Here is a 14,114-nt window from a genome sequence, read left to right on the forward strand (position 1 = left end):
GTCGTACGCCTTTTGGAGACATAAATCCCGTCAAAAAACCTGACCCAGGGAAATCTGCGGACCCGATGTTGGTGGCATAGACCCCGTTTAGGAAAGTGATTAATCCGAGTTCCCCATCCGGTATTCACAATTGAGCCGAGGTTACTATGTCAAAATTAAAACCAAAATCCCAATCACTTCCTGTCATCAATCCTAATGCTGCGGGTATAGATATAGGTGGCCGTTTTCATGTTGTCGCCGTTCCTCCTGATCGCAGTGACAAATCCGTTCAAACGTTTAAAGCTTTTACTGGCGATATCCATAACATGGCACGTTGGTTAACTAAATGTAGAATAACGACCGTCGCTATGGAGTCGACCGGCGTATACTGGGTACCTGTGTATGAAATTTTGGAAGAACATGGTTTTGAGGTTGTCCTTTCCAACGCACGTGATACCCGAGCAGTACCAGGTAGGAAAACTGATGTGGGAGATGCACAATGGATCCAGCGGCTTCATGCATGTGGTTTGCTAAAAGCCAGTTTTAGACCCGATGCTACAATAGCTGAACTTCGGACATATATGCGAGTCAGAGAACGTATGTTGGATTATGCAGCAGCACATATTCAACATATGCAAAAAGCACTCACATTCATGAACGTTCAATTGCATATAGTCGTTTCTGATATCACAGGTGTAACGGGGATGAAGATTGTAAGAGCCATCGTTGCGGGCGAGCACGACCCAGCTATATTAGCAAAATTCAGAGATCCACGTTGTAAAGCGGATGAACAAACAATTTGTGCGGCCCTAAAAGGTAACTATCAGCCAGAACATCTATTTGCTCTACGTCAAGCTATTATTTTGTATGATGTGTACCAGCGACAAGTAAATGAATGTGATGTACAAATTGAAGCTGTACTCGATAGGCTTTGCATAAATTCGAGCGAACCCGATGAGCCTATCCCCAAACCAAAGCACAGAGCAAAGCAGGCAAACGCAATGACATTTGATGTGCGAGAAAAGCTTTATCGTTTAATAGGGGCTGATCTCACGCAAATTCACGGCATAGGCCCTTTTCTTGCGTTACGACTGATATCTGAGTGTGGTACAGATATGAATAAATGGCCGACTGAAAAGCATTTTACATCGTGGTTAACATTATGCCCAGGCTCAAAAATTAGTGGTGGTAAAGTCATGTCTTCTCACTCCCGAAAGAGTAATAATCGAGTTGTCGCTCATCTCAGGCTAGCAGCAACGACCGTTGGTCGTTCAGATACAGCCCTTGGTGCATTTTATCGAAGGCTCTCATCTAGGATTGGTAAAGCAAAAGCGGTAACTGCCACTGCAAGAAAGATAGCTATACTGTTTTACAATGCAATGAAATATGGCACAAAGTATAAAGATCCTGGCGCTGAATATTACGAAGAGCGGTACAAAGAAAGGGTACTAAAAAATCTCAAACGCCAAGCCGAGAGAATGGGTATGACTTTACAGGCAAAAGAAGAATGTGTTTCTTAGGAAGGTGATTTATTGGCGATTATTGATCCTAAAAAAGCGCAAAATGACGTCATTGAATCTCAAGAAACAAACAATGAATTAAAAGCCAACCTTCAACAAGCACAGGCTGAATTGCGCTTGGCACAATTGACATATCAACGACAATTAAAGTTGATTGCTACCCATGTGATTGCACAAGAAGAGCTTGATCGCACTAAAACCGATGTTGAAGTGAAAAAAGCACGCATCATCACTTATGAAGCGCAAATTAAAAAGAACCAAGCGACTTTAGATACAGCAAAAACAAATCTGCAATATACGCGTATTACGGCACCTATGGATGGTGTTGTCACGTTTATTAAAACCCTTGAAGGTCAAACGGTGATTGCAGCGCAAGAAGCGCCGACTATTTTAACTTTAGCTGACTTAGACACAATGCTAGTAAAAGCAGAAGTATCAGAGGCAGATGTTATCTATTTAAAACCTGATCTCAGCGCCTCTTTTACCGTTCTAGGTGCGCCAGATAAAGCCTTTAGCGGTAAGTTAAAAGATATTTTACCCACACCTGAAAAAATTAATGATGCCATTTTTTACTATGCACGTTTCGAAGTGCCTAATGACCAACACTTATTACGTTTACAAATGACGGCACAAGTTAAAATTCTTATTGAAAATAAGAAAGATGTGCTTCTCGTCCCGCTTTCTGTGTTAGGTGATGATGCTGGAATTAATGAATATTATGTTGATGTATTGGTTAATGGTCAGCCAGAAAGACGCACAGTAAAAATAGGAATGCGTACTGATGTTTATGCAGAAGTTCTCAGCGGATTGAAAGAAAACGATGAGGTTATTCTGGGTGAAACTTCAGGAGAAGCATGATGCCTGCATTATTAGAGCTCAATGAGGTTAGCCGTTTATATACTAATGGTGAAGAAGAAAACGTTGTTCTCAATAAAATTTCATTAACGATTAATGCCGGAGAAATGGTGGCGATTATTGGCGCTTCTGGCTCCGGTAAATCGACTTTAATGAATATTTTAGGTTGCTTAGATAAACCAAGTAGCGGTGAATACAAAGTTGCAGGTCAAAGTGTTGCGAAAATGGAAGGCGATCAACTTGCTGCATTACGCCGTGAGCATTTTGGTTTTATCTTCCAACGCTACCATTTAATGTCGCATTTAAATGCAGAACAGAATGTTGAAATTCCTGCAATTTATGCAGATAAAAATGCCACTCAAAGAAAAGAAAGGGCTCGTGAATTATTAACGCGCTTAGGATTAGGTGATCGCGTTGATTATCGCCCTAATCAACTCTCTGGCGGTCAGCAACAGCGTGTAAGTATCGCTAGAGCATTAATGAATGGTGGGGAAGTCATTCTTGCTGATGAGCCAACAGGAGCATTGGATAGCCATTCTGGTAAAGAGGTGATGTCCATTCTTAAGCAATTAAATGAACAAGGGCATACGGTTATTATCGTAACCCATGATCCGTTAATTGCGGCACAGGCTGAGCGAATTATAGAAATAAAAGATGGTAAGATTATTAATGATAATTACCATCAAATAACAGCAAATAAAGTTAAAAAAGAGACAACCTCTGTTTTAGCTTCTTCTTATTTAGGGCAAATATTTGGGCGTTTCACACAAGCATTAGATATGGCTTGGCGTGCAATGGTTGTGAATAAAGTACGCACTTTGCTAACGATGCTCGGCATTATTATTGGTATCGCCTCTGTCGTCACTATTATTGTGATTGGCGATGCAGCTAAAAGCATGGTGCTGGCAGATATAAAAGCTATTGGCTCTAATACTATTGATATCTATCCTGGGAAAGATTTCGGCAGTGATTCGCCTGAAGATAGGCAATCATTAACTATCCAAGATGTCTACGCACTTAAGCAACAATCTTACATACAAGCGGTGACACCACAGGTGCAATTTAGTACGCGATTACGTCGTGGAAATCAAGACTCACCTGCCACTGTTGCGGGTGTCAGTGATGATTATTTTTCTGTCTATGCCATGAAATTCGCTCAAGGACATTCATTTACACCTGATATGATCCAACGGCAAGCTCAAGTTGTAGTGATTGATCAAAATACATTACGCCGATTTTTTCCTACTAAAAAAGAGGTGATTGGTGAGCAAATTATTATCCGTAATATTCCCTCTACGATTATAGGGGTGGTTGCTGAACAAAAATCGAATTTTGGTGATAATAAGTCATTACGAGTATGGGTACCTTACAGCACATTAAATAGCCGAATTTTAAATCGGGCTTACCTTGATAACATCACAGTAAGGGCGAAAGAGGGCTATGATGCGAGTGTGGCAGAGCAGCAAATACTTCGCCTATTAACGATTAGACATGGTAAGAAAGATATTTTCACCTATAACATCGACAACTTGTTGAAAGCCGCTGAAAAAACCACACAGACAATGCAACTGTTTCTGACATTAGTTGCTGTTATTTCGTTGGTGGTTGGTGGGATTGGTGTAATGAATATTATGTTGGTTTCCGTAACTGAAAGAACTCGAGAAATAGGGATTAGAATGGCGGTTGGTGCCAGAGCGAGTGATGTGATGCAACAATTCCTGATCGAATCAGTTTTAGTTTGTTTAGTGGGTGGATTATTAGGGATTGGTCTTTCATTTGGTATCGCAATGATTGCCAGTGTGATGTTGCCTGATTGGCATTTTGTTTTCCAGCCTATTGCCTTAGTCAGTGCGTTTATCTGTTCAACTGCTATTGGAATTATTTTCGGATTTTTACCTGCAAGAAGTGCAGCAAAAATGAATCCAATAGATGCTCTCGCGAGAGAATAACGCAAGCCATAAGATAAAAGCCCTTAATAGAAAGGGCTTTTATTTGAATGAATTAGGCATTCTTTTAAATTAAAAGTATCGAACTGCATTGTGTAAAAGGTATTTTTATTGGGTTTATCTATACTGTCAATTATCCTCTATTCAATAATAGGAATGATAAGGTCGGCATGATCACCTTTAGGTCCTTTTATCGTGCTATAATTAACTTTCTGTCCCGCTTTAAGTGTGCGGTAGCCTTCCATTCTAATTGTTGAATAGTGGGCAAAAATATCTTCGCCACCATTTGCCGGGGTAATAAAACCAAAACCCTTAGCATTATTGAACCACTTTACTGTACCTGTCTCCATACTTAGCTTCTCTCATATACTTGTATTTATTTGTTTAACATCACTTTCAGTATATTTACTGAGCTGTTCATAAAACATACTCTATTTTATTGTTTAAGTCGTCAAGAGGTGAAGGGGATAGAAAGTGTTTCAATGAGGCGAAATTTTGATGTAGCTAACGCTTTGTTATTTTTTGGATGTAAAAAGAGGGAATAAAAAAGCGTTGATAGGCAGACTTTCCTGTGAGATGGTAAACTAAATGTCATAATTGAAAGTGACGTTTAACAAAACTATGAGTAATGCAAAACAATGGGTCAGTTTGATTTTTTAACAGAAACCACGTTAAGGGATGATGTTCATCAGCTAAATGAGCCACCAGCAATGTATAAGGTGATCTTGAATAATGATGATTACACCCCCATGGATTTTGTTGTAGAAGTGCTTACGATGTATTTTTTCCTTAGCGAGGAAAAAGCAACGCAAATTATGTTGGACGTTCATCATAAAGGAAAAGGAGTTTGTGGGGTTTATAGTGCGGATATTGCCGAAACAAAAGTGGCTCAAGTTAATCTGTATGCAAGAGAAAACGAATACCCACTTTTGTGCACTCTTGAACAGGCATAATCCGGTTAGTTTTTTAAGGAGGAGGTGCTTATGCTTAATCACGAATTAGAGCTGAGTCTTAATGTTGCATTCGCGAAAGCCCGTGATAACAGACACGAATTTATGACTGTAGAGCACCTGTTGTTGGCGCTATTAAGTAATAAATCGGCACGCGAAGCATTGGAAGCTTGTAAAGTCGATCTAGTAGTCTTACGCGAAGAACTTGAAGTCTTTATTCGTAAAACGACCCCAATTCTGCCTGAAAATGTGGACAGAGAAACACAGCCAACGCTGAGTTTTCAGCGTGTATTACAGCGCGCTGTTTTTCATGTTCAATCATCAGGCAAAAATGAAGTCTCTGGCGCTAATGTGCTGGTGGCTATTTTTAGTGAACAAGAGTCTCACGCAGCTTACTTATTACGTAAACACGACGTTAGTCGCCTTGATGTCGTTAACTTTATTTCTCATGGCATTTCAAAAGAAGATCAACAAAACGAAGATCTTTCTGACATGAATGATATGAACGCACAATCTCAACAAGAGATGCCTCAAGGTGACGATCATATGGATAATTTTACCACTAACCTTAATCAGTTAGCGCGCCAAGGTAAAATTGATCCTCTAATTGGGCGCCAAGCTGAATTAGAAAGAACAATCCAAGTGTTATGCCGCCGTCGCAAGAATAACCCATTATTAGTGGGCGAATCGGGTGTCGGTAAAACAGCTATCGCAGAAGGGCTTGCATGGCGTATTGAGCAAGATGATGTACCTGATGTGATGAAAGGTTACACGATTTACTCACTCGATATTGGTTCGCTATTAGCGGGAACAAAATATCGTGGCGATTTCGAAAAACGGTTTAAAGCATTACTGAAAACCCTAGAAAAAGATGAAAAAAGCATCTTATTCATTGATGAGATCCACACCATTATTGGTGCAGGAGCAGCATCGGGGGGACAAGTTGATGCGGCAAATTTAATTAAGCCTTTACTGTCAGGTGGTCGAATTCGCGTTATAGGCTCTACGACTTATCAGGAATTTAGCAATATCTTTGAAAAAGACAGAGCACTTGCTCGTCGTTTCCAAAAAATTGATGTGACTGAGCCATCTCCAGATGAGACGGTTTTGATCATTAAAGGATTGCGCCAGAAATACGAAGCGCACCATGATGTACGTTATACCAATAAAGCGATTCAGGCCGCGGTGGACTTATCGGTTAAATACATCACCGATAGACATCTACCTGATAAAGCTATTGATGTTATCGACGAAGCAGGTGCAAAAACACGTTTAGTTGCACCAAGTAAACGTAAGAAAACCATTAATGTCTCTGATATTGAGTCGGTCGTGGCTAAAATTGCACGAATTCCTGAAAAAACAGTTTCTAGCAGTGATAAATCAATGCTGAAAAATCTCGATAACCAATTAAAAATGTTGGTATTCGGTCAGGATCAAGCAATCCATGCTTTATCTGAATCGATTAAGATGAGCCGTGCAGGATTAAGCCAAGATAATAAACCCGTGGGGTCGTTCTTATTTGCTGGCCCTACGGGGGTAGGTAAAACGGAAGTCACTGTACAGTTAGCAAACGCATTAAATGTAAAACTGTTACGTTTTGATATGTCGGAATATATGGAAAGACATACGGTCAGTCGTTTAATTGGTGCTCCTCCTGGTTATGTTGGTTTTGATCAAGGTGGATTATTAACAGACGCTGTCATTAAAAACCCATATTCTGTTGTGTTACTTGATGAAATTGAGAAAGCACACCCTGATGTATTCAATATCCTGTTACAGGTAATGGATAACGGTACATTAACTGATAACAATGGACGTAAAGCAGATTTTCGTAATGTTATTTTAGTGATGACAACCAATGCGGGTGTACGTGAAACTCAACGTAAATCGATTGGGTTTACAGAGCAAGATAACAGTACTGATGCGATGGTTGAAATCAAAAAAGCCTTCTCACCAGAGTTCCGTAACCGTTTAGATAGTATTATTTGGTTTAATGCATTATCACCAGAAATTATCTCTATGGTGGTGGATAAATTTATTGTCGAACTGCAAGTGCAGTTAGATGATAAAGGGGTATCTCTAGAAGTTAGCCAAGAAGCACGTCAATGGTTATGTGATAAAGGTTATGACAGAGCGATGGGCGCAAGGCCAATGGCGCGTGTTATTCAAGAAAACTTGAAAAAACCATTAGCTAACGAGATTTTATTTGGTTCTCTTGTTAATGGTGGTTCAGTTTCTGTAACACTAGATAAGCTGGCAAGCAAATTGAATTATGAGTTTGTTAGCCAAGAAAAACTAGCCAAGAATGAAGATACCGTTATCTAAGGATAGCGGTTAATCTCAACTATAAAAGCATACACCACAGGTGAGCATCAATAAATGCCTTGCCTGTGGTGTTTTTTTCACCCGTTATATGACAATAGCGGGAGAGAACAGATTGGGATCAACGGCTACGGAAGATGATACGGCCTTTGCTCAGGTCATATGGGGTCAGCTCAACGGTAACCTTGTCGCCTGTCAGGATACGAATATAGTTTTTACGCATTTTTCCTGAGATATGAGCGGTAACGACGTGTCCGTTTTCTAATTCAACGCGGAACATCGTGTTTGGCAGAGTATCCAGTACAGTGCCTTGCATTTCAATGTTGTCTTCTTTGGCCATCTAATCCTCTAAGTTTTAATAACCATATTTTTTAAACGGCAAGATAATGCCGAAAATATTGTCCTATGTAAAGGAATGTTATTGGATAGCAATGGTGTTCACCTTGCTATTGCACTTAACATCCTTACCGCAACTTGCGTTTTACTTTGCTAAAGTAAAAGTAATAACAGAAGTCGTAATTCTTTATTTTGTGGTATTTGTAGCAATAAAATAACAGCACCCAAACCACATAATGGGTGTGTAAGATAAAATTTTTGTATAAACCTTTTTTGCATAAATAACAGAATGGCATTCTCGATTCTGTCTTAAATAAGAAGGGCTTTACAAAAACAAGCAGTGATTATAATTCCAACGATTGCTGATACCAACACTTTTTATCAATAATCACTTTTTTCCAACGAGATAACGCAACTAAATAATGTTCACGAGAGATCTCAGTGGCACCTAACGAGGCAGTATGAGAGTTTAGCACCTGACAATCAAATAGTTGACCCCCATAACGAAGAAAATGGTTATAAAAAGCAATAAAGGCACATTTAGAGGCGTTATCTCTACGGCTAAACATAGATTCGCCACAAAAAACGGCACCCATGTTTACACCATATAATCCTCCAACGAGTTCATCACCTTCCCAAACCTCAACAGAGTGAGCTTCACCTTGTTGATGAAGCCCTTCATAACCTGTTTTTATATCAGGGCCTATCCACGTACCTTCTTCACGTACAGAACAAGCCTCAATAACTGAAGCAAAGGCATGATTTAACGTGATTTTATAAGGCTGGTGCCGAATAAATTTACGTAAACTGCGCCCAATATGCAAATCACCAGCTGGTAAAACGGCCCTTGGATCAGGTGACCACCAAAGTGGTTCTTCATAAGGAAAGTACCAAGGGAAAATACCCGATTGATACGCAACACGTAATCGTGAAAGGGAGATTTCTCCCCCTATCGCTAATAAACCATTAGGCTCTTTTAAAGCTAAGTGAGGCTCTGGAAAATCTAAATCATTATCATCCAATTGAAACAACGGCATATTATGCCTCGTGCGTTGGTGTTAATAGAGCCTGTCTTTGATGAAATTTAGCATAATGTCCTTGTTGTTGTAACAATGAAGCATGAGTGCCTGTTTCAACGATTTTTCCGCCATCCATAACGCAGATTTTATCCATTTTATCTAAACCGTGAAGTCTGTGTGTGATCATTAATACAGCTTTACCTTGGCAATGCTGATGCAAGAGTGCAAGGATTTGCTGTTCTGTATCGGCATCAAGGCCTTCTGTTGGCTCATCAAGCAATACAAGAGGTGCATTATGGAGTAGGGCTCTTGCAAGTCCTAAACGTCGCTGTTCGCCACCAGAGAGCTGTCTACCACCATCACCCATCCATGCATTTAAGCCTTCCTCATTTTCAAGTAGTTGCCCAAGACCAACTTGCTGAAGAACATGTTTAATCTCTTCATCTGTTGCATCTTCTTTAGCCATTGTTAAGTTTTCTCTTAATGTATGACTAAAAACATGAACACGTTGAGGAACAACTGACATCATTGAACGTAATGTCGCTTCATCATAATCAGCAATAGGCAGATTATTTAAACTGATAGTGCCGTGAGTCGGATCAAAAGCTCGATTGATCAACTGCAATAGCGTCGATTTACCACACCCTGTTTTTCCTAGTAATGCAATGTGTTGTCCAGCTTCAATCGTTAAATCAACATGATTGATCACTTGCATTGGTTGGGCTGGATAAGTAAAGCAAATATTGTGCATTGTAAGTGTGGCGCGATTATTTTTTTCTCCCCCTTTTTCAGGGAAAGTGACATCGGGTTTTTGCTCAATTAAATGAGAAATTCGTGTTGCTGATGTCATCACTTGACCTAAATGCTGGAAAGCGACAGTAACAGGCGCTAAAGATTCAAATGCTGCCAATGCACAGAACGTAAATAAGGCAATTAACGCTTCTGGCATAAAGCTATTGTCGATACCATCAGCCGCCAGCCATAAAATTAATGTTGCTGTTAGGCCTGATGCGAGGATCATCAATGATTGCGATAAACCAGTTAAGTTTGCTTGTTGTGCTTGTCTATGTAGCCATTTAGCTTCAAGTTGCGCCAGATTTTGTCTAAAACGAGGTAATGCGCCAAAAACAGTTAGCTCGGCTTGTCCTTGCAACATGCTAGTTAATACTGTGCGGTATTGACTTCGTAAATCGGTGAGATCACGACCAATAGGTTTACCCGCGTAGTAGAATACGAAAGGCAAAACAATCAGCAAGGTAAGCATAATGCCACCTAGCGTATTGGCTAAACGTGCATCGATTAAACCAAGGCCAAACATAATTGTCATAATGACAACAAAAGCGGCAATGATAGGGGAAATAACGCGAATATAAAGATGATCGAGCGTTTCAACATCAGCAACTAAGCGGTTTAGTAACTCACCTTGACGAAAACGTGCAATTCCACCTGGCGAAAGAGGGAGGATCTTTTTAAAGGTGAATACACGTAGGTGCGATAATACGCGAAACGTTGCGTCATGGCTGACAAGCCTTTCAAAATAACGACCCGCAGTACGAAAAATTGCAGCACCTCGAACACCCGCTGCGGGTAGCATATAGTTAAAGCTATAAATACCCGCAAAACCCGCAAGAGAAGTACCTGCTAAAAACCAGCCCGATAGTGTTAAAAGGCCAATACTCGCCAGTAACGTCAGAATTGCAAGGATAATCCCCAGCAATAACATAAACCAGTGACGTCGATAGAGCGCAAGAAAAGGAAGCAATACTCTCATGATTAAAGTTCCTCTTTACGATGAGCAAGAAGGCGAGCAAAAGTGCCGTTCTGTTGGCTTAATGATGCATAAGTGCCAGTTTCAATAATCTGACCTTTTTCCATCACCCAAATTTGGTCGTAACCCAATGTTTCTTCAAGTAGATGGGTAATAAGCAAGGTTGTTTGATTTAATGAAGCGTTATTAAGCGCATGCATGACACGTTGTTCACTATGAGAATCAAGGCTTGCTGCGGGTTCATCTAATAACAAAAATTGACAAGGCGACAATAAAGCACGAGCAACAGCAATACGCTGAGCCTGACCAACAGAAAGGCGTGCAGCACTATCGCCAATAATCGTATTTAAGCCGTCAGGTAACTCATTAATAAAATCGCTGACATACGCTTTTTCAATGGCAAGATTGATTTGTTCATTGCTGGCATTAGGATTACTTAAGCGAATATTATCTAGCAAGGTTTGTTCTGGTAAATTAGGATTTTGACCAACCCAGCTTAAACATTGACGCCATGCTTCAGGTGAGAGTTGCGTCAATTCAACGCCATTAACTTTTAATGAGCCACGATAAGGTAAAAAGCCGAGTAGCGCATTTAATAGCGAGCTTTTGCCTGCACCACTTAGACCCACAATCGCAATTCGTTGATTAGGGTTAATGGTAAAGTTTAATGGACCTGCGAGTTTAACACCTTGATGAGATAGAATTTCTAGTTCATGAGCTGTAATCTCAATACTTTCTGTTGTATTGATGCGCTCATTACCTGTGAATTGTGGTTTTTCACCATCGGCTTCTAAAAATTCAACCAGAGATTCTGCGGCGCCAATGGCTTGTGCTTTGGCATGATAGTAAGTTCCTAAATCACGCAAAGGTTGAAAAAATTCAGGGGCTAAGATCAGCGCCAAAAAGCCTGAGAATAGTGTGACACCTAAGCCATAACTACCGAAACTAAGTTCACCTAAGTAAGAAAAACCAAAGTAAACAGCCACAACAGCGATAGAAACAGCGGTAAAGAATTCCAATACGCCTGACGAAAGAAATGCCATTCTTAGCACTTCCATTGTACGTTTGCGGAAATCTTCTGTTGCTTCGGTGATTTGTTTAACTTCTGCATTACCACGGTTAAATAACCGTAATGTATCTAGCCCTCTTAATCTATCTAGGAAGTTACCACTTAAACGACCTAATGCGAGGAAGTTTCTGCGGTTAGCATCTGCTGCACCTAATCCAACTAATGCCATAAATAGCGGGATCAGTGGGGCGGTGAAAAATAGAATCAAGGCAGCAGCCCAGTTAACAGGGAAAATGGTGATAAGGATAAGAATAGGCACAATAGTAGAAAGATACATTTGCGGAATATAACGCGCATAGTAATCTTGCATATCTTCTATTTGCTCTAGAATAATTGTTGCCCAACTCCCTGCGGGTTTGCCTTTAACCCAAACAGGACCTAGCTCTTCAAGTTTATCAAGCACGATTTTACGAATTTGTTGCCTGACCGCCATACCACATCGATAACCTACACGCTCTCTTATCGCCATCACTACAGCGCGTAAGATAAAAATACCAATAAGGGTGAGAAAGGTAGGTATATGTATATCACGACTCAGACTGTCCATGATAAATGCTTGAAGTAAAACAGCTAATAACCATGCTTGTGCAATAATTAATAAACCGCTTACAACACCTAAGATCATTGATAGCCGTAGCCATCGGCGGGCTGGAGCACTTTGCTGTTTCAGCCATCGAACCAATTCACTTTGTTTAGTTTTATCCATAAGAAAAGATTCAAATTTGCAGGTGAGATACACAGTATCAGAAAGGCCAAGGGTAAGTAGTTATACGCTTTGGCAACCAGGCTAGTATGTTACATGGTAAAAGGCGCTACTGAAATAGCGCCTTGAAAGGAAGTGATGATTTTAGTTGGATTTTAGTGCGTCTAAGTAACGTTCTGCATCTAAAGCAGCCATACAGCCTGTACCTGCGGAGGTAATTGCTTGACGATAAATGTGATCCATTACGTCACCTGCTGCAAAAACACCCTCGATAGAGGTTTGTGTTGCATTACCTTGAGTACCTGATTGTACTTTGATGTAACCATTGTCTAATTCTAATTGACCATCAAAAATAGCGGTATTAGGGCTATGTCCAATAGCAATAAAGACACCCATAACCTCTAATTCTTCGGTTTTATCGCTCTTAGTATCTTTTAAGCGAACTTTAGTTACACCCATATCATCGCCAAGAACTTCGTCTAAGGTGCGATCAGTATGCAAAATAATATTGCCACTGTTGACTTTGTCCATTAAACGGTTAATTAAGATTTTTTCAGAGCGGAAAGAATCACGGCGGTGGATCAGATGAACTTCTGATGCGATATTCGCTAAATAAAGAGCTTCTTCCACAGCGGTATTTCCGCCACCGACAACAGCGACTTTCTGGTTACGATAGAAAAATCCGTCACACGTTGCACAAGCCGAAACGCCTCGGCCTTTAAAAGATTCTTCTGAAGGTAAACCGATATAACGTGCAGAAGCACCTGTTGCGATAATTAATGCATCACAAGTGTATTCTTGTTCATCACCAAATAGGCGGAATGGACGGTTTTTCAGATCGACTTTATTAATATGGTCAGAGATAATCTCTGTATTAAATTTTTCAGCGTGCTGAAACATGCGGTCCATTAATCCAGGACCTGTTAACCCTTCTGGGTCACCGGGCCAGTTTTCGACTTCTGTTGTCGTTGTCAGCTGACCGCCTTTTTCAACACCCGTAATCAGTACTGGTTCTAAGTTTGCTCTTGCAGCATAAACGGCGGCGGTATAACCCGCAGGGCCTGAACCTAAAATAATAAGTTTGCTATGTTTGATGGTGCTCATGTATACCTCATCTCTGATTAGGCGTGATGCGAATTGAGGGATTGTAGGAGAAATAAGACGTTAAAAAAAGCCAATGACGAGAAATAGACATAATATTTTAGCTATTTTAGCAATAGTTAATACTAATATAGTTTAATAATTATAGAGTTATATTGGGCTAACATCATCGAATTAACCTGAAACATTTTGCTTTACAATTGATGTTTATCTTGCGTATATAGAGAATAACATAGCGCCTTGTTCTGATTTTTACTCATTTGCTTTGACAATCCGCTGTACATTTGCGAAAACATGATTGTTAAAGATAATTATCCTCGGATGTTGTACGTATTATTTTTTAGACAGACAGGGCATAGGATAGTTACTTTGTGATATTTGCTAATGAGTATTTGGATAAAATAGAACTTTTATCTGGCATTAAAAGAAAATAGATTGGTAGTTTGCTCTGACCGTTTGATACCGAAGTTTCGACAGTGATGCTGAAGGTGTACAGGTATGGGTATAGGAAAATAAAGTAAGAGAAAAAGAGAAAGAGAGTATAGA

General features: G+C 40.1%; 10 protein-coding genes and 1 pseudogene. 5 read left to right on the plus strand and 6 right to left on the minus strand.

Annotation, left to right across the window (positions count from 1 at the left end; genetic code table 11):
* Positions 1-146 precede the first annotated feature (146 nt).
* From JEP36_RS00310 to macB, 3 genes and pseudogenes are all read left to right on the plus strand, one after another.
* A complete protein-coding gene (locus JEP36_RS00310) occupies positions 147-1,499 on the plus strand; it encodes an IS110 family transposase (RefSeq protein ID WP_067424518.1) in 1,353 nt (450 codons plus the stop codon).
* A pseudogene (macA, locus tag JEP36_RS00315) lies at positions 1,500-2,357 on the plus strand (macrolide transporter subunit MacA); the annotation flags it as partial.
* Complete coding sequence (gene macB / locus JEP36_RS00320; RefSeq protein ID WP_198629831.1) at positions 2,357-4,303, plus strand: macrolide ABC transporter ATP-binding protein/permease MacB; 1,947 nt, start codon at positions 2,357-2,359, stop codon at positions 4,301-4,303. The pseudogene macA and the gene macB, both read left to right, overlap by 1 nt.
* A 137-nt stretch (positions 4,304-4,440) precedes the next feature.
* Here macB and cspD read toward each other — a convergent pair whose 3' ends face one another.
* Positions 4,441-4,650, minus strand: a complete 210-nt coding sequence (cspD, locus tag JEP36_RS00325; RefSeq protein WP_109373505.1) for a cold shock domain-containing protein CspD — start codon at positions 4,648-4,650, stop codon at positions 4,441-4,443.
* A gap of 288 nt (positions 4,651-4,938) precedes the next feature.
* Between cspD and clpS the strand changes: the two genes are divergently transcribed.
* Together clpS and clpA are read left to right on the plus strand one after the other, a co-directional pair.
* Entirely contained in the window at positions 4,939-5,253 is a 315-nt protein-coding gene (gene clpS, locus JEP36_RS00330; protein WP_109373506.1) for an ATP-dependent Clp protease adapter ClpS, read from the plus strand.
* A 30-nt stretch (positions 5,254-5,283) separates the two neighbouring features.
* Positions 5,284-7,575: an ATP-dependent Clp protease ATP-binding subunit ClpA gene (gene clpA, locus JEP36_RS00335; protein WP_198629734.1), complete on the plus strand. Its 2,292-nt coding sequence runs from the start codon at positions 5,284-5,286 to the stop codon at positions 7,573-7,575.
* Between the two features lie 118 nt (positions 7,576-7,693).
* Here the strand turns inward: clpA and infA are convergent, their stop codons facing one another.
* From infA to trxB, 5 genes are all read right to left on the minus strand, one after another.
* A complete protein-coding gene (gene infA, locus JEP36_RS00340; protein WP_004244560.1) occupies positions 7,694-7,912 on the minus strand; it encodes a translation initiation factor IF-1 in 219 nt (72 codons plus the stop codon).
* A gap of 340 nt (positions 7,913-8,252) precedes the next feature.
* On the minus strand, positions 8,253-8,945 hold the full coding sequence (gene aat / locus JEP36_RS00345) for a leucyl/phenylalanyl-tRNA--protein transferase (protein WP_198620491.1): 693 nt from the start codon (positions 8,943-8,945) through the stop codon (positions 8,253-8,255).
* A 1-nt stretch (position 8,946) separates the two neighbouring features.
* On the minus strand, positions 8,947-10,698 hold the full coding sequence (gene cydC, locus JEP36_RS00350; protein WP_198629735.1) for a heme ABC transporter ATP-binding protein/permease CydC: 1,752 nt from the start codon (positions 10,696-10,698) through the stop codon (positions 8,947-8,949).
* 2 nt (positions 10,699-10,700) lie between these two features.
* On the minus strand, positions 10,701-12,470 hold the full coding sequence (gene cydD, locus JEP36_RS00355; RefSeq protein WP_198620493.1) for a heme ABC transporter permease/ATP-binding protein CydD: 1,770 nt from the start codon (positions 12,468-12,470) through the stop codon (positions 10,701-10,703).
* 141 nt (positions 12,471-12,611) lie between these two features.
* A complete protein-coding gene (trxB, locus tag JEP36_RS00360) occupies positions 12,612-13,571 on the minus strand; it encodes a thioredoxin-disulfide reductase (protein WP_109373510.1) in 960 nt (319 codons plus the stop codon).
* Between the last annotated feature and the right edge of the window lie 543 nt (positions 13,572-14,114).

The sequence above is a fragment of the Proteus sp. PR00208 genome (assembly GCF_016238545.1).
Lineage (GTDB): Bacteria > Pseudomonadota > Gammaproteobacteria > Enterobacterales > Enterobacteriaceae > Proteus.